20 protein-coding genes and 1 tRNA gene are annotated in these 22,797 nt (G+C 58.5%); 6 read left to right on the forward strand and 15 right to left on the reverse strand.

From position 1 onward, the window contains the following. Positions 1-116 precede the first annotated feature (116 nt). Complete coding sequence (locus tag RDK48_RS12320; protein WP_298998750.1) at positions 117-413, forward strand: hypothetical protein; 297 nt, start codon at positions 117-119, stop codon at positions 411-413. A 291-nt stretch (positions 414-704) separates the two neighbouring features. Beyond that, positions 705-1,385 (forward strand): outer membrane protein, encoded by a 681-nt coding sequence (locus RDK48_RS12325; RefSeq protein WP_298998748.1) that lies wholly within the window; start codon positions 705-707, stop codon positions 1,383-1,385. A gap of 331 nt (positions 1,386-1,716) precedes the next feature. Here RDK48_RS12325 and RDK48_RS12330 read toward each other — a convergent pair. The 5 genes from RDK48_RS12330 to hisD all read right to left on the reverse strand — a co-directional run bounded on the left by RDK48_RS12330 (position 1,717) and on the right by hisD (position 5,552). Then, a tRNA-Ser gene (locus RDK48_RS12330) sits at positions 1,717-1,808 on the reverse strand. Positions 1,809-2,123: 315 nt separating this feature from the next. Then, complete coding sequence (locus RDK48_RS12335; protein WP_298998747.1) at positions 2,124-2,264, reverse strand: hypothetical protein; 141 nt, start codon at positions 2,262-2,264, stop codon at positions 2,124-2,126. 81 nt (positions 2,265-2,345) lie between these two features. After that, positions 2,346-3,116: an enoyl-ACP reductase gene (locus RDK48_RS12340; protein ID WP_298998745.1), complete on the reverse strand. Its 771-nt coding sequence runs from the start codon at positions 3,114-3,116 to the stop codon at positions 2,346-2,348. A gap of 222 nt (positions 3,117-3,338) precedes the next feature. After that, a complete protein-coding gene (locus RDK48_RS12345) occupies positions 3,339-4,220 on the reverse strand; it encodes a phosphoribosylaminoimidazolesuccinocarboxamide synthase (RefSeq protein WP_192111476.1) in 882 nt (293 codons plus the stop codon). A gap of 27 nt (positions 4,221-4,247) precedes the next feature. Further along, positions 4,248-5,552, reverse strand: a complete 1,305-nt coding sequence (gene hisD, locus RDK48_RS12350; protein WP_298998742.1) for a histidinol dehydrogenase — start codon at positions 5,550-5,552, stop codon at positions 4,248-4,250. A 374-nt stretch (positions 5,553-5,926) separates the two neighbouring features. Here hisD and grpE point away from each other — a divergent pair, with 374 nt between their 5' ends. Then, positions 5,927-6,412, forward strand: a complete 486-nt coding sequence (gene grpE / locus RDK48_RS12355) for a nucleotide exchange factor GrpE (protein WP_374042281.1) — start codon at positions 5,927-5,929, stop codon at positions 6,410-6,412. Between the two features lie 185 nt (positions 6,413-6,597). Here grpE and RDK48_RS12360 read toward each other — a convergent pair whose 3' ends face one another. The 5 genes from RDK48_RS12360 to RDK48_RS12380 all read right to left on the reverse strand — a co-directional run bounded on the left by RDK48_RS12360 (position 6,598) and on the right by RDK48_RS12380 (position 11,284). After that, positions 6,598-7,695, reverse strand: a complete 1,098-nt coding sequence (locus tag RDK48_RS12360) for an HD-GYP domain-containing protein (RefSeq protein ID WP_298998738.1) — start codon at positions 7,693-7,695, stop codon at positions 6,598-6,600. Beyond that, on the reverse strand, positions 7,692-8,288 hold the full coding sequence (locus tag RDK48_RS12365) for a membrane integrity-associated transporter subunit PqiC (RefSeq protein ID WP_298998736.1): 597 nt from the start codon (positions 8,286-8,288) through the stop codon (positions 7,692-7,694). The genes RDK48_RS12360 and RDK48_RS12365 overlap by 4 nt, the downstream gene beginning before the upstream one ends. Then, the gene (locus tag RDK48_RS12370; RefSeq protein WP_298998734.1) at positions 8,288-9,256 is read right to left on the reverse strand and encodes an MlaD family protein; all 969 of its coding nucleotides are present in this window, start codon (positions 9,254-9,256) and stop codon (positions 8,288-8,290) included. Before RDK48_RS12370 ends, RDK48_RS12365 begins: the two co-directional genes overlap by 1 nt. Continuing rightward, positions 9,256-10,026, reverse strand: coding sequence for an ABC transporter ATP-binding protein (locus RDK48_RS12375; RefSeq protein WP_298998754.1), 771 nt, complete (start codon positions 10,024-10,026; stop codon positions 9,256-9,258). Before RDK48_RS12375 ends, RDK48_RS12370 begins: the two co-directional genes overlap by 1 nt. Before the next feature lie 148 nt (positions 10,027-10,174). Then, positions 10,175-11,284 carry an MlaE family ABC transporter permease gene (locus RDK48_RS12380; protein WP_374042280.1) on the reverse strand — a complete coding sequence of 370 codons (1,110 nt, stop codon included), beginning with the start codon at positions 11,282-11,284 and terminating at the stop codon, positions 10,175-10,177. A 112-nt stretch (positions 11,285-11,396) separates the two neighbouring features. Between RDK48_RS12380 and polA the strand changes: the two genes are divergently transcribed. Then, positions 11,397-14,186 carry a DNA polymerase I gene (gene polA / locus RDK48_RS12385; RefSeq protein ID WP_298998732.1) on the forward strand — a complete coding sequence of 930 codons (2,790 nt, stop codon included), beginning with the start codon at positions 11,397-11,399 and terminating at the stop codon, positions 14,184-14,186. Positions 14,187-15,300: 1,114 nt separating this feature from the next. On the opposite strand, the gene tilS is transcribed toward polA, so the two are convergent. The 5 genes from tilS to RDK48_RS12410 all read right to left on the reverse strand — a co-directional run bounded on the left by tilS (position 15,301) and on the right by RDK48_RS12410 (position 19,885). Next, positions 15,301-16,431 (reverse strand): tRNA lysidine(34) synthetase TilS, encoded by a 1,131-nt coding sequence (gene tilS / locus RDK48_RS12390; RefSeq protein ID WP_298998729.1) that lies wholly within the window; start codon positions 16,429-16,431, stop codon positions 15,301-15,303. Between the two features lie 288 nt (positions 16,432-16,719). Continuing rightward, a complete protein-coding gene (locus RDK48_RS12395; protein WP_298998727.1) occupies positions 16,720-17,058 on the reverse strand; it encodes a hypothetical protein in 339 nt (112 codons plus the stop codon). Then, positions 17,058-18,350: a glutamyl-tRNA reductase gene (hemA, locus tag RDK48_RS12400; protein ID WP_298998726.1), complete on the reverse strand. Its 1,293-nt coding sequence runs from the start codon at positions 18,348-18,350 to the stop codon at positions 17,058-17,060. Before hemA ends, RDK48_RS12395 begins: the two co-directional genes overlap by 1 nt. A gap of 13 nt (positions 18,351-18,363) precedes the next feature. Then, positions 18,364-19,191 (reverse strand): cytochrome c biogenesis protein CcsA, encoded by an 828-nt coding sequence (gene ccsA / locus RDK48_RS12405; protein ID WP_192111486.1) that lies wholly within the window; start codon positions 19,189-19,191, stop codon positions 18,364-18,366. Then, on the reverse strand, positions 19,178-19,885 hold the full coding sequence (locus RDK48_RS12410; RefSeq protein ID WP_298998722.1) for a bifunctional precorrin-2 dehydrogenase/sirohydrochlorin ferrochelatase: 708 nt from the start codon (positions 19,883-19,885) through the stop codon (positions 19,178-19,180). Before RDK48_RS12410 ends, ccsA begins: the two co-directional genes overlap by 14 nt. Positions 19,886-20,117: 232 nt before the next feature. Between RDK48_RS12410 and RDK48_RS12415 the strand changes: the two genes are divergently transcribed. Both RDK48_RS12415 and RDK48_RS12420 read left to right on the forward strand, forming a co-directional pair. Next, a complete protein-coding gene (locus RDK48_RS12415) occupies positions 20,118-21,398 on the forward strand; it encodes a glycosyltransferase family 9 protein (protein WP_298998720.1) in 1,281 nt (426 codons plus the stop codon). Continuing rightward, positions 21,398-22,684, forward strand: coding sequence for a glycosyltransferase (locus RDK48_RS12420; RefSeq protein ID WP_298998718.1), 1,287 nt, complete (start codon positions 21,398-21,400; stop codon positions 22,682-22,684). The genes RDK48_RS12415 and RDK48_RS12420 overlap by 1 nt, the downstream gene beginning before the upstream one ends. Positions 22,685-22,797: the final 113 nt, after the last annotated feature.

Genomic DNA, 22,797 nt, shown 5'->3' on the forward strand with positions numbered 1-22,797 from the left:
CTCCTTCTTTTTTATTTAATTAGATTTTACCCTAAATTATTTTTTATTATTCATTTAGACACCATGATTTTATGTTGATATGATGGTTGATTGATATTGAAAAAATTGGAGCATGTATGAATTATAAATTACGGCTTGTCGCAAATGTTCTTACAAGTAAGGAAGAAAAGGTTTTTACCTTTCATGATGGGCTAAGAATGTCCATCGAACCCGTGGGCGATGGTAAAACAGTAAATATCACCCTGGGGGAAGATGAGACGTACAAAACTAAAGGTGCAGATGCCTTTTTGAAAAGGGCGGAAAAAATACTCAAGCAGCGGGCACAAAGTGAGTCTGGCGAGTCCTCAGAGAATCATGACGATATATTCAAGATTCTTTCCCTGTATGAGGGCTGCGGCCAGCGTCGTAGGTGATATGCGGCTGAAAATGGCGCAAGTTGCAGATAGTGTAATTTAATTTTTTATTACGCTTCTTTTGTGTTTAAAAACTGGCTTTGCCTATTAGGGCAGAGCCAGTTTTTGCGTCTATGCGCTGGAATTTGGCACGGACAGCGCTTGTCACAGGGGGTGCCGCACATGGTGCCTTGGGGGAAACCCTTTGGGAATTTTATTGATATAGGCAAAAGACTAATTGATATAATAATACATATAGCTTAATGTTGTGAGCAAGGGGAGGATATGAGAAATAAATTTTTTGGAGGAAATATGTTTAAACGGATTGCTCTTGCTGTAGCTCTGACTTTGAGCCTTTCAGTTCCTGCAATGGCTGAAAATTCCGGATTTTATGTGGGCTTGAAGTTCCTTGACTCCATCCAGAGCACGGGTTCCATGTCCAGAAGCGGTGCAGTTGTTAACGCCTTTGATGTCAAGAACTACTCGCAAAACACGGTGGGCGGCGGCATATATGCTGGCTATGACTTTTATTCCTTGAACCAGGTTCCCTTGCGCGCGGAAATTGAATACGACATCCGCACCAATTCGACCACCAGCTGGGAACTCAAAAATGGTGGCAAAGCTGCTGAGCTCAAAGGCACCTGGGGCCTTCAGACCCTGTTCCTCAACGCGTATTGGGATTTTCACAACAGCACGGCCTTCACGCCCTATGTTGGCGCGGGCCTTGGCATGGGCTTTCTCAAGAGCAAGTACGAAATTGAAATCCCCGGCGCGGGAAGCGAAAGCACCACCAATCTGAACACGGTTTTTGCGTGGAATGCAGGCGCTGGCGTTTCCTACGCTTTTACCGACAACATTTCCGCTGATCTTGCCTATCGCTTTGTGGGTCTTGGCTACTCGGAAACCGAAAAGACCATTTTGGGCGAAAAGCAGAAGCTTGGCATGGCACCCTATGCCAACGAATTCAGCCTTGGCCTGCGGTATACGTTTTAAGCACATTGTTTCATGACCACCTCCCTTCCTGGGGCCGTCCTGTGTGGGCGGCCTTTTTTGTGGGGGACACATGGATGGCATTCCGGATGCGAGCGCGCCTGTCGCTGGCTGCTCGTTGAAGCTGGTCGCGGGCTTTAGCAAGTACTTGTCGTTGGGGCCGCTTACCCGAGGCGCGAGGGGCAGTTCATTAGTCGCTGAAAGAGAGCAGATAGCGGGAGCTTCTGGGGAAGGGCGGATAGCAATTTTCGAAGTTATCACGAATAAGGTCACGGATAGTAAAGGGTTCGCCAAAAGAAAAAGGAGTTACTGTTTCCAGTAACTCCTTGAAATCTGGCGGAGAGGGGGAGATTCGAACTCCCGGTACGCTATTAACGTACACACGATTTCCAATCGTGCTCCTTAGACCAGCTCGGACACCTCTCCATTCGGTGTTGTGCACCGCTCAAAGCCGAATACCTATATAGCAGGCATTTGGGAATTGCAAGAGAAAAAATTGAATCAGGGCAGTTTGTTGCAAAAAAAGTTGTCGTGAGGGCAGCAATCGGCCCAATGCGGTGCGCCCTTTCCTGTTCGCCGCACAGGCATCGGCCCTGGCGAAGCCCCACAGCACAGCAAAGCGTCCAGAGCAAAGGCCACAGACCAAAGTCCCACAGCGCCCCCTAAGAACAAAGGCCCACCCGGAATCCCGGACGGGCCTTGCATGATATATCAACAGGGCTGCTTGCCGATCGGCCTTGGCTAATCGTCTTTGCGGTCCTTGTTTTTTGTCTCGTCGTCTTTGCGCTTTTTCTTGGTGGTCTGCGCGGCGCGATAAAAAGCCCACAGGCCAAAGATCGCCATAACGGTAATGCCCACAGCGTTGAGTGTCAGGATGTCCATTATATGATCCTTCTGACGGCATCAGGCTGCTGAGGCCGCGCCATTGCGCAAGCGCGCGTTCTTGTTCTTGTCCGCAGGGGGTTAGCCCATCACGCCTATGGTGCTGAAGCCGCTGTCCACATAGATTACCTGGCCCGTCACAGCGTGGGCAAGGTCAGAGGCGAGGTACAGGGCCGTGCCGCCCACGTCGCCGGTGGTGACGTTGCGGTGCAGCGGGGCGTTGCGGTCAACAATGTTGCACAGATCCTTCATGCTGGAAACAGCAGAAGCGGCAAGGGTCTTGATGGGGCCAGCGCTGATGGCGTTGATGCGGATGCCCTTGGTGCCAAAGTCGCAGGCAAGGTAGCGCACGGAGGCCTCAAGAGCGGCCTTGGCAACGCCCATGACGTTGTAGCCGGGAATGACCTTGGTGGAACCGTGATAGGTCATGGTCATGATGGAAGAACCCTCGTGCAGCAGGGGTTCAAATGCGCGACAGACGCCGGTGAGCGAGTATGCCGAAACATCCAGGGCAAGGCGGAAGCCCTCGCGGGAGGTGTCCACAAAGCGGCCACCCAGGTCTTCGCGATTGGCAAAGGCCACGGAATGCACAAGAATATCCAGATCGCCCCACTTCTCTTTGACCAGATCTGCGGCGGCCTGAATCTGCGCGTCATCGCACACATCGCACTGGAAGGTGAATTCACCGCCAAGCTCTTCGCTCAGGGGGTCAACGCGTTTTTTGATGGCATCGCCCACATAGTTGAACGCCAGTCGGGCGCCCTGTTCCCTAAGGGCATTGGCAATGCCGTACGCGATACTTCTATTATTGGCCAAACCCAGTATAAGAGCTTTCTTTCCTTGCAGCAGCATGGATCCTCCTGAAAAAGCAACACAAACCGAACGAGTCGGCACTAAAGTGTATCAAAACAGCGGCAGCGCGCGCCTGGGCGAAAAAAACGCACAATATACTCGGCGCTGTCGGACAGTGGACGGCAGGTCGATGGTACAGCCCGGCGCTTTTGTGAAAAAAGTGCCTAGGCTCCCACGCCAAAGGCGCGCCCGGCACTGTTGTACCGGACGCGCTCAAATTTTTTACTTTGTAAGGATGTCGTAAGCTTCCTGGTAGCGGTTCGCCGTGGCCTTGATGATTTCTTCCGGCAGGGCGGGCGGCGGGGGCTGCTTGTTCCAGGGCTGTTTTTCCAGCCAGTCGCGCAGGTACTGCTTGTCAAAGCTGGGCTGGCCCTGACCTGGCTGATACTGGTCAGCGGGCCAGAAGCGGGAAGAATCGGGCGTGAGCACTTCATCAATGAGGTGCAGTTTGCCGTCAATAAAGCCGAATTCAAACTTGGTGTCCGCCACGATGATGCCGCGCCCGGCGGCGTAGGTGCGCCCGGCCTCGTAAATGGCAAGCGTGGTGCGTTCAACCTGGGCGGCGGTTTCCGCGCCGAGCAGTTCCGCAGCCTGGGCCACGCTGATGTTTTCATCGTGCTGGCCCAGTTCGGCCTTGGTGGAGGGCGTAAACAGCGCAGGTTCCAGCTTGTCGGATTCGCGCAGGTTGGCGGGCAGCTTGTAGCCGCACAGGGTGCCGGTGGCCTTGTAATCCTTCCAGCCGGAGCCGGTGATGTAGCCGCGCACAATGCACTCCACGGGCAGGGGCTTGGCTTTGCGCACGATGACGGCGCGGCCTTCAAGCTCGTCCTTCCAGGGGGCCAGAGCGGCGGGGAAGCGGTTCACATCGCTTTCAATCAAGTGATTGGGAATGATATCCTTGAACTTTTCCATCCAGAACAGGGTGATCTGGTTAAGAATCACGCCCTTGTAGGGGATGGGTTCGTTCATGATCACATCAAAGGCCGACATGCGGTCAGTGGTGACAATGAGCAGTGTTTTTTCGTCCACATCATAGATGTCGCGCACTTTCCCGCGAGAAAGAAGGGGATAGGCGCTGATCTCGGTTTTTACCACGACTTTCATGATGGCTCCTGATTCCTCTGGCTCTTGCTATTTCTTCCCGCGCGCTTCAACGGAGCGGGCGTGGGCTTCCAGGCCTTCCAGCCGGGCAAGGGCGGCTATGGACTGCATGTTCTGCTGTAAAAAGGTTGAAGAAGCGGCCACGATGCTGGTCTTTTTGCAGAACGTCTGCACCGAAAGAGCCGATGAAAAACGCGCCGTTCCCAGTGTGGGCAGCACATGGTTGGGGCCGGCAAAATAGTCGCCCACAGGTTCTGGGCTGTGCTGGCCCATGAATACGGCCCCGGCATGGCGAATAAAGGGCAATACGGCCCAGGGGTCGCGGGTGCACAATTCAAGATGCTCCGGGGCCACCATATTGGCAACCGCCACTGCTACGGAAAGATTGGGCGTGACCACAATGGCGCTCCAGTCTTCCAGCGCGCGGGCTGCGGTGGTGGCTCTGGGCAGGGCGGCGCACTGCTTTTTCAGCTCCTGCTGGAGGGCATCGGCCAGACGGGCATCGTCAGTGATGCAGATAGCCGAGGCCAGGGCATCGTGCTCCGCCTGCGAAAGCATATCCGCAGCAAGCCATGCAGGGTTGGCGGAAGAATCGGCCAGCACGAGCACTTCGCTCGGCCCGGCGATCATATCAATGCCCACAGTGCCCTGCACAAAGCGCTTGGCAGTGGTGACAAAAATATTGCCCGGCCCGGCAATAACATCCACAGGCTGAATGGTCTGCGTGCCGTAAGCCATGGCCGCAATGGACCATGCCCCGCCAACGCGGTAAACTTCATCAATATCAAGTAGATGTGCGGCGGCAAGGATGTGCGGATTTACCGTGCCGTCCTTGCGGGGCGGCGTAAATACGGCCAGACGCGGCACGCCAGCCACCTGGGCGGGTATGGCGCTCATGAGCAGGCTGGAAACGAGGGGCGTATTGCCGCCCTGACCGCCGGGAACATACAGGCCGCCCGCGTCAACAGATGTGACCTGCTGGCCGAGAATGCTGCCGTCCGGGCGGGTGAGAAACCACGATTTCTCAACCTGCGCTTCGTGGAAAGAACGTATATTGGACGCAGCCTCGCCGATGATTTCGCGGCTTTCAATGGTGACTGAGGCTGCCGCCTTGGCTATTTCCTGTTCGCTCACGCGCAGGGGCGGAGCAAAATCAGGGCAGTCAAAATTGCGCGTGTACTCCACAAGGGCCTCGTCGCCCTTTTGCCGCACAGCGTTGATAATGTCGGTTACGGCGCTTTCCACCCCGTTGCCGGGATTGTGCCGCCCTTGCAGCCACTGGGCCAGCGCGGGCCATTCCTGTTCATGTTGGAGCGTCAAAATTCGGCATGTCATAGTGCTGTTCCTCTTCTGGTTCGCGCAATATACAGAAGCCGCCGCAGAATGTCGAGGCGCAGATGTCTGTCAGCTGGCGCAAGTGCTGGAGCCGTGGAGCCGGAACAAAACTTTTTGCAGTTACGGCAGCGCCTTGACAGGGTGGACAAGCATACTTACTTAACGGAAAGCATCGTGACCCCGCCGGGGTCGACTCAGGAGGAAGCATGCAGCGTCATAAAATGAACCACTCATTCGGACAGCAAGGCAGCCAGCAGGGCGGCCAGGCGGATAACCGGGCAGAATGCCAGCCCGAAAGGCCGGAAGATGGTTTTCTTGAAGAGGACGGTATTCTGTTCGGTCAAAATGCGGGCAAAAACCCCGCTGCCGATTCCGTGCAGGAGTCTGATACTGCCCCGGCAGACAAGGCGGCTTCAGCCGAAGGCCTTGAAGAGCGTTGCAAGGCGGAGCTGACAGAAATGCGCCTGCGCAATGCCGCAGAAATGGACAATTTCAAGAAGCGCCTCACGCGCGAGCATGAAGAGCAGATGCGCTACGCGGCTGAAAAGGTCTTGGGCGACCTGCTGCCCACGCTCGATAACCTTGATCTGGCCCTGCGTTACGGCAGCAAGAGCGAAGCCTGCAAAGACATGTTGCAGGGCGTGGCCATGACCCACAAGCTCCTGCTTGATGCGGTGGAAAAGCACGGCCTCAAGCCCCTGGGCGAGGAAGGCGAAGAATTTGATCCCAACGTGCATGAAGCCGTGGGGTTTGAAGACCGCCCCGATTTTGCTCCCAACTCTGTGGCGCGTGTGCTGCAACGGGGTTTCAAGCTGGGAGAGCGTTTGCTCCGTCCCGCCAAGGTGATGATAAAACAGTAATTTTTTTTACGCGGTTTTTCGGCCCGGTGGTTTATGCTGCCGGGCTTTTCTGTTTTTTGCGCTTGGGTGCCGCGCTTGGCAGGGATGGTGTGGCGATGCCTGCCTTTCGGGCAGGGGCTGGGCAATGGCGGAGTCAGGCAAAGCAGGCCTGTACAATGTGCATGTAAGTTTTGTCGCTATCTACCTTACATATCTGAATATTTCTCGGCGATGCTGCGGAACTGCTCCTGCATGGCCAAAAAGGCGTCCACCACTTCGGGATCAAACTGGGTTCCGCGCCCTTCCAAAATAATGCGCATGGCTGTTTCGTGCGGCATGGCGGGTTTGTAGACACGCTTGCTGCGCAGGGCGTCGTACACGTCGGCCACGCTCATAAGGCGGGCGGAAAGCGGAATGTCCTTGCCAGCTATCCCACGCGGATAGCCCTTGCCGTCCCAACGCTCGTGGTGGCAGTAGGCAATGTCGCTGGCGATGCGCAGAAAGGAATTTTCCCCCAAAAATTTGTCAGCCGAGGCCAGCACCGCTCGCCCCAGCGTGGTGTGTTCCTTCATGGCCTCGTATTCCTCATCGGTGAGGGGGCCGGGCTTGTGCAGTACTGTGTCTGCAATGGCGACCTTGCCAACATCGTGCAGCGGCGCTGAAAGGTAGAGCCACGAAATGGCATCGGCATCCAGCTCGTCCCTGTACTCAGGCAGTTGGGAAATATAGACGGCCAGCGCCTTCACATAGTTCTGCGTGCGTTTGATGTGCGCACCGGTTTCCGTATCGCGCCATTCAGCAAGGCTTGCCATGGCGTGAATAGTGGCTTCCTGCGTGAGGGCAAGCTGGCGTGTGCGGGCAAGCACCAGGTCGTTCAGGTGGTCGCGGTAGAGTTTGAACTTGAGCTGGTTGGCTACGCGGTTGCGCACCAGCGAGGAGCGGAAAGGCTTGGTTATGTAATCCTGCGCGCCCAGCGAGAGGCCCTTGGCTTCGTCGGTTTCTTCATTCTGCGCCGTAATGAACATAACCGGGATGTCACGGGTCTGCGCATCGCTGCGCAGGCGCTTGCACACTTCATACCCGTCCATGCCGGGCATGATGACGTCAAGCAGGATCAGGTCTGGCGGGGGCTGCCGCAGGGCCAGACGCAAGGCGTCTGTGCCGTTTTTGGCAAACATGATTGTGTATTTGTCGCGCAGGCATTCACTGAGAATGCGCAGGTTTTCAGGCGCGTCATCCACAAGCAGGATGATGTTGCGCCTGTGTACCTGGGATGGATCGGCGGTTTCTTCTGCCCAGTTCATGACTTGCCCCGTGTGAGCACGGGCAGGCGGGTGGCTAGATGTTCGCCCAGGCGGCGCACCATGCGGCTTTCTGCCGCTGTGAGCACGTCATAGGTTTTGCCCGCCACCGGTTCTGCATCGGCATAAATACCTCGGGCAATGACATCATCGTGGCGGTTTTTCAGTGTCCAGCGCGCCTCAAGCACGGCCTTGGAATCGAAATTGCCGTCCAGTCTCTGCAAATCCACAAGCAGCACATAGTCGGCGCGGGTGTCGTCGCCCGGCGCAAGCACATTCAGCCCCACGGCCAACAACGGCGGGGTCAGCACTTCCTGCACCACGCGGCGCACACCATGCCCCACGGGCTCCGCCCAGGCGTGAAATTGCGAAACAACAAGCTCTGTCTCACCATTCACACGGCTGACAATACTGTTGCGGTCAAGATAATCCGGCACAGAGACCTGCGCCACGCGCAGGTTTTTTGTGGGCAGCGTGTCGGCCTTGACCGGGTCAATGGCGCTTTCAAGCAGATAGTAGCGCGTGGGTGTGCTGCGCGCGCAGCCGCTCAAAAGTGTGAACAGCACCAGCGAAAGAAGAAGGATTTTGCGTTGCATCAGCGTGTTCCTTGCTTGCCCCGCAGCAGAGCTTCGGGATTACGTTCAAGCATTTCGGCCAGGGCGCGCATAGAGCGCATGGTATCGGTGCTCTCTTTGAGAAGGCGGCGCAGGTCGTTCATGGTGGGCGAATCGCGCCCCAGAATACCCTGGGCCGATGCTGTGACCACGCGCAACTGATCTGCCGCAACTGCCATGCTCTGCATGGCTTCGCGGAAGGAAACCAGCGTGGCGGGCAGCTCTTTTTCAACAGAGGCGCTGGCCGTGCTCAGGCTTTTGAGAACCTGTTCCGTATTGGTGCGCATGGAGCCTTCGTGCAGAATGCCGTGGGCTTCCTGAAAGGTGTTGGTGAATGCCGTAAGCGCCTTGCCCAGCTTGTCGTCACTGAGGCCGAGCGCAAGGTTTTGCAGCACGGCGCTGAAAGAATTTACCATCTGCTCCAGCGGCATCTGCGAGAGCGTGCTTTGCAGCGTATCAATGGGCGAAGGAATGGTGGGGATTTCCATATCCGGCGTAGCGGAGCGGAAGTTGGCCGCCGTGGAAGGATAAAAATCAAGCTCCACGCGGTATTGGCCGGTGATGAGGCTTTGTAGTTGCAGCCGTCCACGCAGGCCGCGCTGCACCATGCGGCGTATGATTTCCTGCTGAAACGACTCTGAGGGCGCGGCATTGCCGCTGGCGCGTACAAAGCTGCGTTCGTCAATGCGGATATAGACGGGGATGGTCACGTTTGAATCCCGCGCGTTGGCAACCAGATTGATGCGCGTGACGCTGCCCATGGGCACGCCCCTGAACACAACCGGCGCGCCCGTGGAAAGTCCGCTGACCGAGCCATCAAAGTACATCACATATTCAAGGTCATTGCTGAAAAGGCGGCCACCGCCGAGCAGCATGATGCCCAGCACCAGCAGGGCCAGGCCCCCCAGCACAAAAGCGCCGACAGTTGTTTTGTATGACTGCGAGTTCATCAGGATTGTTCCTTGTGCGAAGTTGCAGCGTGCGAAGTTGCCGCCGGGGCGTTTTCGCCTGCGTCTTCATTCCGGTCGCGCATGCCGCCTCTGGTCAGAAAGAGCTTTGCGCTTTGTTCTGTATTGGGATCTTTCACCAACTCGCTGGGATTACCGCTGGCAGTGACCGTTCTGCTCTGCGCATCCAGAAAGATGCTGTTTCTGGCTATGGTAAAAATGCTCGGCAATTCGTGAGAAACAATAACAAACGTGGTGCCCAGACTGTCGCGGAGTTCCAGTATCAGGTCGTCAAGCAGCCGGGAGCTGACAGGGTCAAGCCCTGCAGAAGGCTCGTCCAGAAAGAGAATCTGCGGATCAAGCGCCAGCGCCCGGGCAAGCCCCGCGCGTTTGCGCATGCCGCCGCTGATCTCCGAGGGATAATAATCTTCAAATCCGGCCAGACCCGCAAGAGCCAGTTTGAGCGAGGCCTGCTCCCGGATTTCATCATCGGTAAGATCAGTGTACTGCTGCAGGGGCAGACCTACATTTTCCGCCAGCGTCATGGAGCTCCACAACGCACCGCCCTGAAAGAGCACGCCCGTGCTGCGCATGATGCGGCTGCGGCTTTCTTCCGTGCCAGCCCAGAAATCCTCGCCATTATAGCAAATCTGCCCTTCCTGCGGCTCCTTGAGGCCCATGAGCACACGCAACAGGGTGCTTTTGCCGCAACCGGAGCCGCCCATGACCATGAAAATGTCACCCACGCGCACGTCAAACGACACGTTGCGCATGAGCACAAAGGAGCCGAAGGCCACCGTAAGGTCGCGTACCCTGATGCGCACGTCTTCATCCGATACGGTTGGGGCCGGGCTGGACGGGACAGAGCCGGGTGCGTCCGTATTGGGCAGGATAATGGAGGGCTGGGCGGCGTCAGGCATGTTACACATCCAGCACGTTGCAGATAACGGTGATGATGGCGGTAGCCACAATAATGCCCACAATGGCCTGCACCACCGCCGTGGTGGTGGCCTGGCCCACAGCCTGTGCGCTGCGCCCGCAGCGTATGCCCTGATAGCAACCGGCCACGGCCACAATGGCTCCGAAAACCGTGCCGTACACAAGGCCGATAATCATATGCTTGAAGGGCACCATCTGGATGGTGGCGTTAATGTATTCCATGGGGTTCAGTCGCAACATGGTGGTGCCCACAAGAAAACCGCCGATAATGCCCATGAGGTCGGCATACAGGGTCAGCAGGGGTATCATGGCCATGAGAGCCAGCACACGCGGCAGCACAAGAAAGTCGTGGGGAGAAATGCCGAGTGTGGAGAGGGCGTCCACCTCTTCGTTGACCTGCATGGTGCCGATAAGGGCGGCGTAGGCCGCGCCCACCCGGCCCGCCATGACCACGCCCACCATGATGGCCCCCATGACACGCAGCATGCCGATGCCCACAAGGCCCGCAACGTAAATCTGCGCGCCAAACTGGGTGAGCTGCACCGCGCCCACAAAGGCCAGAATCAGGCCAAACAGCAGGCTGGTGAGCGAAATGATGGGCAGGGCGGCCACGCCGCATTCGTGCATGGCTGCAAACAGATCCATGGGGCGCATCTTGGCCTTGCCAAGAAACAGCCGCCAGATGGAAAGCACAATCTCGCCAAGAAAATTAAGAAAGTCCTCGATCTTGGGCCGCAGAGCCAGCACGCTTTCGCCCACGCGGGTCACAAAGCCCACATCGGTTTTGCTGCGTTCAGAGCCTGCCTTGGCAGGAACCGCAAAGGCCAGTTTGATAAGGCGCTCGAGGCCTTCGGGCAGTTCCGTGTGCACCGGCAGATCACGGGCGCGCGCCGCCTTGACCATCTGCACCAGAAAAACCAGCAGGGTGCTGTCCCACTGTCCAAGGGCGGCGCTTTCAAGACGCACTTCGCGGATGCGCTGGTCGGCTGTCTGGCTCAGGGCGGCCATGGCCTCCTGTGGCCAGGGCTCGTCCAGATTCCAGCGCCCGCCAACGCTTACGCGCAGCAGCGGCCCTTGAACAGATACGGTCACTTGCGGACTTGTTTCCATCACTATACTATACGCGTAGCATAACATCTTCGCAAGCATCCTTGCCTGCGAACCATTTTGAAACCTTTTTGAAACTCCAAACCACCGGGCTGTCATGTCGCTGAAACAACGCCTCAATCTTTCTGCCGAGCCTGTCTTTCTTATGGACGGCTCTGCCTTTATATATCGCGGTTTTTTTGCCAACAAGAACATGCAGCGTTCCGACGGCTTTCCCACCAATGCGCTGGTGGTGGTAACGCGTGTGCTGCTGCGCATTCTGCGCGATGAGCGGCCCTCCCATTTTCTCTTCGTCAAGGACGGCAAGGGCAAGAACTTTCGTCATGATCTGTACCCGCTGTACAAGGCCAACCGTGATGCCACACCTGAAGATCTGGTGCGGCAGATGGATCCCATTGTGCGCATGGTCAAGGCTCTTGGCATTCCGGTTGAAATTTCCGACGGCTGCGAGGCTGACGACTGCATAGCCTCGCTGGCAGCGCGTTTTTCCGCCCAGCGGCCCGTGGTTATTGTGAGCGGAGATAAAGACCTCAAGCAGTGCCTCGGCCCCAACGTGTACATGTGGGACCCTGCATCCAAGGAAGAAAAACTGCTCTCGGCCGCGGATTTTACGGCGGAAAGCGGCCTCAGGCCAGACCAGTGGGCCGATGTGCAGGCTCTTGTGGGCGACACGAGCGATAATATCCCCGGCGTACCGGGCATCGGCCCCAAGACGGCGCAGAAAATTTTTGAAATATGCCCCACGCTTGAAGACATACGCGACCATTTTGCCCTGCTTGGGCCCAAGATTCAGGACAAACTGCGCGACCACCTTGAAAACATGTTTTTGTGGCGGCAGCTCACGGCCCTTTCGCTGGATGTGTGCACCGGGCTGACCCTTGACGATATGGCCGTCAATCCGCTGGATGAAGCCCTGTGCGCCAGCATGGCGGAAGAATTTGAACTGCATGCCCTGCGCCGCGACATGGCAACGCTCGCCCGTTTGCAGCGCAGCGCCCCCGCCGGTTCGGCAACGGCCCAGACGGGCCTTGCAGCTGAGGGGTCTGCACCGAATGCTGGCTCAAATACTGGTGCGGATGCTGGCGCGTCTCGCCCGTCTGCTCAGGGTTCTCTTGCCCAGAGTTCGCTGATGGCTGTCGCCGAAAAATCTCCTTCAAGGACGCGCCCCGCAGCTGGGGCAGGCCCACAGATGAGCCTGCTGGATGTGGCCGACGAGCCCGAGGCTCCGCTGCTGAGCGAAGCAGGGCAGTTGCCTCCCTGCGCAGGGCTGGAGGCCGCAATCATCTGGCCCGGCGGGCCGGGCAAACCGCCCCACGTGGCGGTGGCTGGCGGCGATGATTTTCGTTGGGGCGGCAGTGTGGAAGACCTCTGCACGTGGCTTGCCGGGGCGCAAAGGCTTGTGACGTCTGACCTCAAGGCCCAGTTGATTGCCGCCGCCTGCTGGCGCCAGCTGCCTTCCGAGGCCAATCCTCCGTTTTTCTTTGATCTTGGCCTTGCCGCCTACCTCATTAACCCCGAGGAAAGCGACTACGGCTGGCCCCGTCTGGCTGTGCGCTGGGGCATACCCCTGCGCGAAGGACAGGGCGGCAACGGCCCGGCCAGCATGGCCCTGCGCATGGCCGCTTCCATGGAGCAGCGGCTTGAGGCTGACGGCCTGCTCGAGCTGTACCGCACACTTGAACTGCCGCTCACGCCTGTGCTGGCCCAGATGGAGGCGCGCGGTGTCGCCATTGACGCAGCGGCCTTTCAGTCCTTTCTTTCAGACGTGCAGGGCGAGATCGACAGGCTCACGCAGGAGGTTTTTGCCGCAGCGGGAACCACGTTCAACATCCGCTCGGCCCAGCAGCTCGGCGAGGTGCTGTTCAACACGCTCAAGCTGCCCTCGCCGCGCAAAACTCGTGGCGGACAGGCATCCACCAATCAGGAAACACTGGAAAAACTGGCCGGGCAGCATCCCGTGGTAGAGAGCATCCTTCAGTTCCGCAAACTGGAAAAAATGCGCTCCACCTATCTGGATCCCCTGCCGCGTCTTGTGGATCCGCGCGGGCGCATCCATACGACCTTTAACCAGAAGGCCACGGCCACGGGGCGGCTTTCGTCCAGCAATCCCAATCTTCAGAACATCCCCGTTCGCGGGCCGCTAGGCAAGCGCATGCGCTCGTGCTTTATCGCCGGGCCGGATCACGCCCTTGTTTCCGCCGACTATTCGCAGGTTGAACTGCGCGTGCTGGCCCACATGTCGCAGGATACGGCCCTGCTTGAAGCCTTCCGCAACGGCGAGGACATTCACGCCCGCACGGCGGCTCTGGTGTACGACCTGCCGTCCAACGAGGTCAGCCCCGACCAGCGGCGCAATGCCAAGACCATCAATTTTGGTCTTATCTACGGCATGGGCGCGCAAAAACTGGCTCAGGAACTGAAAATTACGACCAATGAGGCCAAGGAATTCATTGCGCGCTATTTTGAGCGGCTCACAGGCCTTAAGCAATTCTATGAAGAGGTGGAGGCCGCTGCCAAGCGGCAGGGCTATGTGACCACCCTTGGGGGGCGGCGGCGCTTGCTGCCCGATATTCATTCCGCCAACGGGCAGAACTACGCGCTGGCGCGGCGGCAGGCTATCAATACCGTGATCCAGGGGTCAGCGGCGGATATCATCAAGCTCGCCATGCTGGGTGTGGCCCATGATGCGGAGTTGAAGCGGCTGGATGCCCGGTTGCTCTTGCAGGTGCATGACGAACTTTTGCTGGAAGTGCCCACGGAGGCTGCGGCTGCCGCGGGTGAGCGGGTGGCGGCGCTTATGGGCGGGGTCATGCCGGGCGGCGTGGCTTTGTCTGTGCCTCTTGTCGTTGATTGGGGGCTGGGGCGTGATTGGGGCTCCGCCCACTAGCACTAGGGGGCAAGCGTCTTTTGTTCTCAGGCTGCGTCAGACTGCGGCGGCTTTTTCGGTCGAGTGCCAAAGAGCACACTCCCTCAAAGCCGCCTTGTCTTCCTTGCCTGAGAACAAAATCCATCTTGCGCCGGGAAAGCGCGGCATGGAGGGGCTTTTTGTTTCTGGCTGCGTCAAAACGGTTTTTTATTCCGGTCGAGTACCATAAGTGTACACTCCCTGCATAAAAAAATCGTTTTTCCTTGCCAGAAAGCAAAAATCCCCGCCATGCTGGGTTGCTTTGCAGTTTGGGGAGAGCCTGTCAGGCTGATTTACGCAAACCCGACTTTTGCGGCCTGAATGCGTCAGCGCCGGGATTTTGATGCTCACGTACTTGAGTACGCTGCGCTCAAAATCCCGGCGCTTCCTTTTCAGGCCGCAAAACGCGTATTTTGCAAATTCGCCCAACACCAACCATCGCCTTCGCATTCGCTCCGGCGAGTTTAAGGAAGGCGACTCCACGACCAGCTCCTGATGGCGAGTTGGGTGAAAGGCAGTGAAGGCAAGAAGTGCAGAAAGGCAATGGGAAGGAGAGCAGCGGATAGGTTGTAACGCGGGCTGAGGCTGTGAGGCCGATATGCGAAGTTTCAGTTTCCGATTTGGTGGTAGCTTGATGAGGCAGGGTCGGCACGAATTTTGTTTTTTTACTGCTTCTGAAAGAGTGCAAGTATACGTTTCACGGCAGAAATCAGTCCAGAGCCTCTCTTGCAACTATTTAATTTATCAGTGGTATTTGGCTGTAACGGAAATTATCCAAAGCGGAAGCGCACTCTGGCATTTACGCGGCGCGGAGGGAGATCGCCTGAGCGAGCAAAGCGAGGGAAGGAAGCTCCCGCAGCGATAGCCGCGTTGCCCTCGTTGCCTGATGGGAATTGAAAACGCCTCTTAGGGGGTGTTCCGGGGGGAGTGCAGAGGGGGCCAAGGAGGGGCGCAGCCCCTAACAGGCCCCCTCTGCCCCGCGCCGGGGAGGCGCATAACCTTCGCCGAAAGGCGAAACCAAGTGCCCGCAGGGCAGCAAACCAAATCATTGTGGCCAGAGAGCGGAACCCCGTGCCCGAAGGGCAGCAAAAATCCGTTATCTGCCAGCCGCGCAGCGACGAAAAACAACACTCCCACCCTTAAGATACGCTTCCAGCCCGCCGGGCAACTGAAACCGCGTATTCCCTCGCCCCTTGGCAAGGGCATCATCCAAGGCCAGCAATGTGCGTGCCCGTGCCTGACCGTGAATCTGTCCCGTACTGTCAGAATCCTCGTCAGCATTCCCCGCCGCAGGGCGGCACAAAAACCGCACAGCCCGCACATACAGGCGCAATCGGGCAGCCGGGTGCAGCCCTGCCAGCAACTTCGCGGGCAAGGTCAGGCTGGGGCCTTCGGCGGCGTCTTCATTCTTCCGCAGCTCCGTGTCATTCTTCCCCACAATCCACGGATGCTCAGCCAGAGCCGCATCCAGCGCCGTGTTCCAGTAATCCTCATCCATGCGGGCCATTTGCCAGAGATCGTGCAGGGTGCGATCTAAGGAGGGATTTTCTTCGCGCAGCAGGGGCAGCACATCCAGCCGCAGCCTGTTGCGCTTGTAGTGACGGCTCTGGTTGCTGGCATCCTCGCGCCAGTCAATGCCACATTCGACCAACAATGTTCTCAGCGTTTGCGTGGCCGTTGCTAGCAGCGGGCGCAGCAGATGGCGCTCGTCATCGCGGGCGGCCATGCCGCCAAGGGCAGGCCATCCTGTGCCCCTCGTGAGGCGCAGCAATACGTCCTCGCTCACATCGCCAGCGTGATGCCCCAGGGCGATAAAGTCGGCCCCCACGGCGACGCGCTCCTGCTCAAGCAGGGCATAGCGCAACCGCCGGGCGGCATCTTCAATGCCAATGCCGCTGTTTTCGGCCAGACCACGGACATCGGCTTGTCGCACGGTGCAGGGTATGTTCAGGATGTTGCATAGCTGGAGTGTGAATACGGCGTCTTGCGAAGATTCTTCCCGCAAGCCGTGGTCAACGCTCAGGGCGTGGAGGCTCAGCCCCAACCGTGGGGCCAGCAGGCGCAGCACGAGGGCCAAGGCCGTGGAATCTGCCCCGCCGGAAAGGGCCAGCAACAGCCGCGAACCCTTCGCAAGGCCAAGCTGCGTCAGGCAGAAGCGCTCCACCTCAAGGCAAAGACGGGCCGCGGCGGGCGGGATGTTTTGCAGCATAGGTGCGGATTTGATCATGGCATGCCTGCGGCAGCGAAAGTGGGGGGCAAAAGATCGCCCGGAGAGATTGGAATTTGTGAAACCGGGAATGACCGATGCAGGAAGGTTTTTGGGGGGCATGTGCCGCCCAAAATCCGTATCAAAAACCGAGCCTGGGGGGGCTGTCTATAACTCAATGATTTTGCGCCAAGGGCAAGGAAAAAGGCTTTTTTTACAAAAGGAGTGTACTCTTACGGTACATGACTGGAGTAAAAAATACCCTTTTGACGCAGCCAGTTGGACAAAAGAATGAGTTAGAGACTGACCCTAAGCTGGACTGATGCCCAGCTCGGCCAGCAGGTTCTCAAGCCATACGATCATGCGGTCGCGCAGTTCGGGCGAGGCATAGTGCACACACTCGCAGCGCATGCGGCCACGCGCGCGCACCAGCAGTTCAAGGCGCACAAAATTTTCTTCAATTTCAAGCCCCATGACGTGGGGGCCGCAGCTTTCCTCATGCTCCTGCTGCACAGGCGAGAGCATGGCGGCGGGAACGGGCAGCCAGAAGAGGCCGTCCATGCCCGAGGTAAGCTCCATCTCGGTGAGGGTGGCACTCAGTTTTGCGGTATCTTCTTCTGTAATGTCGTCAATTCCGTACCAGCGCATCAGTGTTCCTCCGAATAAGGGCAGCCAGTTTTATCCAGATTGAAAATACGGCGCGCAATGCTGATGCGCGGGCCGTTGCCCTCCTGGGACATGCTGCCGCGCTTGAGAAACATGATGGGGTCATGGTTGAGCTTGCGCACCAGAGCGCCCACCAGAGCCTCAAGGGCATCGCGGGTTTCATCGTTCACCGGGCCAAGCCTTTTGAGGGTCTTGGCAAGTTCTTCCTGTCCCATGCGTTCGCCGCGCTGGATGAGGTCAACAATAGTGGGCTGGACATCGAGGCTTGAAAGCCAGCGGGAGAACAGCAGTACTTCCTCGTTGACGATATCCGCGGCCTTGGCGGCTTCGTCTCGGCGGGTGGCGAGGTTTTCTTCCACCACTTCCTTGAGGTCGTCAATGTCGTACAGATAGACGTTGTCGAGGCCGTTGACATCCGGGTCAATGTCGCGCGGCACGGCAATGTCGATAAAGAACATGGGCCTGTTTTTGCGGGCTTTGAGCACGGCGCGGATGTCGCGCGCGCGGATGATGGGTTCCTGCGAGCCGGTGGAGGTGATGATGATGTCCACCTCTGTCAGGTGCTCGGCCATGTCTTCAAAGGGGATGGCCCGTCCCTTGAACTGCTTTGCCAGCTCCTGCCCGCGTTCAAGAGTGCGGTTGGCAACCAGAATTTCATCAATGCCCGACTGCAAAAGATGCATGGCGGCAAGTTCGGCCATTTCGCCCGCGCCCACCAACATGGCCTTGTGAGTCTTCATGTCGCCAAAAATGCGTTTGGCAAGCTCCACTGCGGCATAGCTGATGGAAACCGCGCTGGAGGCCACCGCAGTTTCTGTGCGCACCCTTTTGGCTACAGAAAAAGCCTTGTGCACCAACCGGTTAAGTATGACGCCTGTGGCGTGGCACTTGACCGCCTTGCGGTAGGCGGTTTTGAGCTGGCCCAGAATCTGTGGTTCGCCCAGCACCATGGAATCAAGGCTGGACGCCACAGAAAACAGATGGCGCACCGCCTCCAGATTCTTGTGCACATAGACGTAGGGCTTGAGTTCTTCGGGTTTTGCGCCGCGCGCAATGGCCCAGTTTTCAAGCACCTGTCCGGCCACATCGCCGTTGCCAGCGGCCAGCAGCTCCACGCGGTTGCAGGTGGAAAGGATCACGCTTTCGCTCACCGCGCCAACACACGGCACGGCCCAATGCTCTTCATCGCAGTGGTTGACCAGGGCAAAGCGCTCGCGCACGTCCACGCTGGCAGTGCGATGATTCAGGCCGACAAGAAAGATATCACAGTCCATGATGATAGCCCGGTCAGCGCCGGATGAATGCGTGGTGTGTTTCCATGAAGGTATTCACCACAATGATTGAAAAGAGGCAGAGAATAAATACAAAAACAGCCAGTTGTGCAGGCTTGCGGCCCTTCCAGCCCTTGGTGAGGCGGTTGTGGAAAAGCACGGAGTAGAACAGCCAGATCACAATGCTGATAACTTCCTTGGGGTCGCCCGTCACCGTGCCGCCAAATACCGGCTTGGCCCAGATAAGCCCGGAAACGATGCCCAGAGTGTACATGGGAAAGCCGATCATGGTCGTGATGGCATTGATTTTATCAAGCATGGAGAGGGCGGGCATGTCGAGCCAAAAGCCCTTCATGGTCAGCTTGCTCTTGATGCGCCCCTCCATGAACAGAAAGAGCGCTCCGGCGGCAAAGGCCAGCGCCAGCAGGGCAAGGCTCAAAAAAAGCGAGCCGATGTGCAGGGCGTAAAAGGAGGTGTTGAGCGAGGGCGGAACCTGCACCACTGAGGCCAGATACGGGGCCGACATGGCAAAGAGCATAAGCCCTAGCGGTGTGGCGAATACCAGCGGAATCTCCTGCCGCAGCTTGGCCCAGGCGGCAATGCCGCAGAGCACCACAAACCAGGCCATGAGCTGAAAGTACGCGCCAGCGCTCAGGCCGCCGGGCAGGGCCTTGTGAAAGCCCAGAAAGAGCATGAGCGTCTGACAGGCAAAGCCCGCCAGCGCCACGCTACAGCCTATCTTGCGCCACAGGGCGCTGCGCGCGGCAACGCCCGCAAGCCCTGCAACACTGGCCGAGCCATAGAGCAGCAGGGTTACGGCGGTGGAAAATTCAGGGGAGATCATGGAGCAACTCCGCTATATTGGCGTGCAGTGCGGGCGGAAGCGCCGCCTGCAAATAACGCGTACAGTTTTCATGGTCGTGTTCTTCCAGCCACTGTTGCAGAGGTGATTCTGCCAGTTTGCGGAACAATCCCGTATTCTGCCCTGTATCGTGCCCCAAGGCAAGAACCAGAGGCCGCAGCCGACCCATCAGGGTTGCCATGCGTGAACGCGGTTCAAGCCAGCGCTCAAGTTCGCCCTTCCAGCGGCGGGCCAGCGCGGGGCTTGCCCCGCCAGTGGAAAGCGCCGCCGCAAGCGGGGTGCTGCGGGCCACGGCTGGCACCTGAAAACAGCCTTCCTCCGGATTGCTCGCGCTGTTACACAAAACACCCGTTGCGGCGCACAGGGCGGCAATGCGGCTGTTTTCCGCAGCGCTGCCGGTGGCGGCAAACACCAGCCCGCAGCCATTGAGGTCGGCAGCCTCGCAGGCGCGGCGTTCAAAGCGTACCCTTGGGTCGCGCAGCAGTTTCGCCGCTTCCGGCGCTGATTCCGGCGCAGGCCCGGCAAGGTCGAGCACCAGCACGGATGCCGGATTGCAGGCCAGCAGGCCGGAAAGTTTGCGTTGCCCCACCTGACCAAGGCCGACCACCAGACAGCGGATGCCTGAAAGCGAGATGAATATGGGGTAGAGCGGGGCGGAGGGCTGTTGTGCGCGCATATGTGATCCAGATGGTGAAAGAAGCTTGAAGATGAGCATATAGCAGCGCGAAATATTTTGCAAAGGGCCAGCGTGCCATCGTATTTGCGCAGCTTCAATTGTTGTGCAGCGCAGTTGCGCCCCGCATTGCTTGCCTAGGTGGACAGATTGCCTTAGATTGTGGGCAATTGGCAGTTTTACGCATGTTTCGGCCATTAACTGACTATTGCCATCAACAACCATACGGAACGACATGCCCAAATTTCTGGTCATACAGGCGGCGCGCTTTGGCGATCTGGTGCAGACCAAGCGCCTGTTGCTTAGTCTGGCTTTGCGCGGCGAGGTGCACCTTGCCCTGGATGCCAGTTTGGTTCCGCTGGCCAGAGTGCTCTATCCCTTTGCCGAATTGCACGCCCTATCGGTGCACGGCAGGCCTCAGGCAGAGGCGCTTGCGCGCAACACCGCTGTGCTGGACCGTTGGCAGGGCTTGCACTTTGAAGCCGTGTACAACTGCAATTTTTCCGGCACTACCGCGGCACTGTGCCGAGTTTTTGAGGCAGAGCAGGTTCAGGGGTATCGGCCAGAGGCAGGGGGGATTTCGCGTTCTCCCTGGGCGCGGCTTGGCTTCCGCCTCAGTGAACGTCGCGCGCTGGCAACGCTGAATCTTGTGGATTTTTGGGCGCATTTTGCACCAGAGCCGGTTGAGTCCCACAGGGTCAATCCTGTGGCAGCCCCCGGCGGGCGAGGGCTTGGCGTGGTGCTGGCAGGGAGGGAATCGCGCCGCTCGTTACCCGTGCCCGTGCTGGCCGAGGTGGTGCGCACGGCCTTTGGGGCAATGGGGGGGCCGCGAGTGCGTCTGCTGGGTTCAAAGGCGGAGCAGCCCGCAGCCCGTCAGCTCATGCGGCATTTGCCCGGTAAGCTGCTCGACAGGGTGGAAGATTACAGCGGTAAAACAGACTGGCCCGGCCTTGTGGACGTTGTAGACGGGCTGGATGCGCTGATCACGCCCGATACAGGCATCATGCACCTTGGCGCACACCTTGGCGTGCCTGTGCTTGGTTTTTTCCTTTCTTCGGCCTGGCTGCACGAAACCGGGCCATACGGCGTGGGCCATTATGTATGGCAGACGGCGCGCACCTGCGGACCGTGCCTGGAAACCGCCCCTTGCCCCTACGATGTGGCCTGTGGTCAGCCTTTGGCGCAAGTGGAGCTCTTGCGCTCCATTGCCGCAGTACTTGCCCGCCTAAAATCGGGCGCGCCCTCTGCCGCCGCGCAGGCGGAATCGTGGCCGTCCCTGCCAGCGGATTTGCAGTTGTGGCGCACGGGCATGGACGCCTTGGGCACGCTGCCTCACCTGCTCGCGGGCTGTGACCCGCATGTGCGGGAGCGCAGGTATGTGCGCGATTTTCTGGCTGCGCGCCTGCATCTGCCCATGTTGGACGAAAGCGCCGCCCTTGCCCCGCAAGCTCCGAATCTTGACGAATGGCTTTATAACGATGCGGACTGGATGTTGCCGCCAGGGAGATACTGCTGATGCCCGCCGCTCCTCTGCGAATTCTTGTGGTGCTGCCCATGTACGGCGGCTCGCTGCCCATCGGCCGTTACTGCGCCAGCGCTCTCAGCGGGCTAGGGCACAGTGTGCGCGTGTTTGAGGCGCCCTTGCTGCACCCGGCTTTTACCGGACTGCGCGGCCTTGGGCTGGCCCCTGCGCAGACAGCCCAACTGGAAAATTCTTTTTTGCAGGTGGTTTCGCAGGCCGTGTGGGCGCAGGTGCAGGCGCAGGAGCCGCATCTAGTGTTGGCTCTGGCGCAGGCTCCCATAGGGCGCAGCCTGTTGCAGCGTTTGCGCCGGTCGGGCGTGCGCACGGCCATGTGGTTTGTGGAAGACCACGAGGTTTTTGATTACTGGAAGGCCTACGCACCGCTGTACGATGTTTTTGCCGTTATCCAGAAAGAGCCTTTTTTATCCATGCTCTCGGGCATCGGGCAGGGCAGCTCCCTGTATCTGCCGCTGGCGGCCCAGCCGGATTTTCACAAGCCGCTGGAACTGACCGAGCAGGAAAAGCGCGAATACGGGGCCGATATTGGCTTTCTTGGCGCGGGTTACCCCAACCGGCGGCTGGCTTTTCGTCAGCTGGTAGGGCGTGATTTTAAAATCTGGGGGTCGGACTGGGACGGCGAGAGCCTGCTTGCGCCCCACGTGCAGCGCGGCGGCGCGCGCATTGATGCGGATGAGAGCGTCAAAATCTACAATGCCACGCGCGTCAACCTGAATCTGCACTCGAGCCTCGGCACTGCGGAGCTTGTGAGCAAGGGTGATTTTGTCAATCCGCGCACTTTTGAACTGGCGTGCATGGGGGCCTTTCAGCTTGTGGACAGGCGAGCGCTCATGCCCGAGCTGTTTGCGCAGGATGAACTGGCAACCTTTGGCACGCTGGAAGAATTTTACGCGGGCATCGAGTATTTTCTGGCCCATCCGGACGAGCGCCATGCCTTTGCCGCCCGCGCAAGGGAGCGGGTGTTGCGCGATCATACGTATGAGCAGCGCATGGCCGCCCTGCTTGGTTTTGTGGAGCAGCGCCTCGGCCCCTGGCCGCTTGAGCTGGAGTCTTCCGGCGGCATGCCGCCTGATGTGGAGGCCGCGCTCACTCCGGAGATTCGCAGGGACATGGCGGCGGTGGTGCAGGGGCTTGGCCTTGGCCCCAATGCCGGATTTGACGATGTCATCAATGCCTTGCGTGCCCGTAGCGGCGTGCTGACGGAAACAGAGGCTGCCCTGCTGTTTCTGGATGAATGGCGCAGGCAGTACGGCAAAAAATAATCTTCCGATATTGCAAAAATCCTTTGCACACCACGCCCGCTTTTGCCAGCAGTGCGCAGATATGAAAAACCCCGCCGTGAGGCGGGGTTTTTACGTCATATCAATGCGACAAG

The sequence above is a fragment of the uncultured Desulfovibrio sp. genome (assembly GCF_902477725.1).
In the GTDB taxonomy this organism is placed as follows: domain Bacteria; phylum Desulfobacterota; class Desulfovibrionia; order Desulfovibrionales; family Desulfovibrionaceae; genus Desulfovibrio.

What these genes read in the sequence shown, in the direction of transcription:
- RDK48_RS12320 (WP_298998750.1), top strand. Translation starts at nt 117, where the DNA reads ATGAATTATAAATTACGGCTTGTCGCAAATGTTCTTACAAGTAAGGAA.
- RDK48_RS12325 (WP_298998748.1), top strand. Translation starts at nt 705, where the DNA reads ATGTTTAAACGGATTGCTCTTGCTGTAGCTCTGACTTTGAGCCTTTCA.
- RDK48_RS12335 (WP_298998747.1), bottom strand. Translation starts at nt 2,264, where the DNA reads ATGGACATCCTGACACTCAACGCTGTGGGCATTACCGTTATGGCGATC.
- RDK48_RS12340 (WP_298998745.1), bottom strand. Translation starts at nt 3,116, where the DNA reads ATGCTGCTGCAAGGAAAGAAAGCTCTTATACTGGGTTTGGCCAATAAT.
- RDK48_RS12345 (WP_192111476.1), bottom strand. Translation starts at nt 4,220, where the DNA reads ATGAAAGTCGTGGTAAAAACCGAGATCAGCGCCTATCCCCTTCTTTCT.
- hisD (WP_298998742.1), bottom strand. Translation starts at nt 5,552, where the DNA reads ATGACATGCCGAATTTTGACGCTCCAACATGAACAGGAATGGCCCGCG.
- RDK48_RS12360 (WP_298998738.1), bottom strand. Translation starts at nt 7,695, where the DNA reads ATGAACTGGGCAGAAGAAACCGCCGATCCATCCCAGGTACACAGGCGC.
- RDK48_RS12365 (WP_298998736.1), bottom strand. Translation starts at nt 8,288, where the DNA reads ATGCAACGCAAAATCCTTCTTCTTTCGCTGGTGCTGTTCACACTTTTG.
- RDK48_RS12370 (WP_298998734.1), bottom strand. Translation starts at nt 9,256, where the DNA reads ATGAACTCGCAGTCATACAAAACAACTGTCGGCGCTTTTGTGCTGGGG.
- RDK48_RS12375 (WP_298998754.1), bottom strand. Translation starts at nt 10,026, where the DNA reads ATGCGCAACGTGTCGTTTGACGTGCGCGTGGGTGACATTTTCATGGTC.
- polA (WP_298998732.1), top strand. Translation starts at nt 11,397, where the DNA reads ATGTCGCTGAAACAACGCCTCAATCTTTCTGCCGAGCCTGTCTTTCTT.
- tilS (WP_298998729.1), bottom strand. Translation starts at nt 16,431, where the DNA reads ATGATCAAATCCGCACCTATGCTGCAAAACATCCCGCCCGCCGCGGCC.
- RDK48_RS12395 (WP_298998727.1), bottom strand. Translation starts at nt 17,058, where the DNA reads ATGCGCTGGTACGGAATTGACGACATTACAGAAGAAGATACCGCAAAA.
- hemA (WP_298998726.1), bottom strand. Translation starts at nt 18,350, where the DNA reads ATGGACTGTGATATCTTTCTTGTCGGCCTGAATCATCGCACTGCCAGC.
- ccsA (WP_192111486.1), bottom strand. Translation starts at nt 19,191, where the DNA reads ATGATCTCCCCTGAATTTTCCACCGCCGTAACCCTGCTGCTCTATGGC.
- RDK48_RS12410 (WP_298998722.1), bottom strand. Translation starts at nt 19,885, where the DNA reads ATGCGCGCACAACAGCCCTCCGCCCCGCTCTACCCCATATTCATCTCG.
- RDK48_RS12415 (WP_298998720.1), top strand. Translation starts at nt 20,118, where the DNA reads ATGCCCAAATTTCTGGTCATACAGGCGGCGCGCTTTGGCGATCTGGTG.
- RDK48_RS12420 (WP_298998718.1), top strand. Translation starts at nt 21,398, where the DNA reads ATGCCCGCCGCTCCTCTGCGAATTCTTGTGGTGCTGCCCATGTACGGC.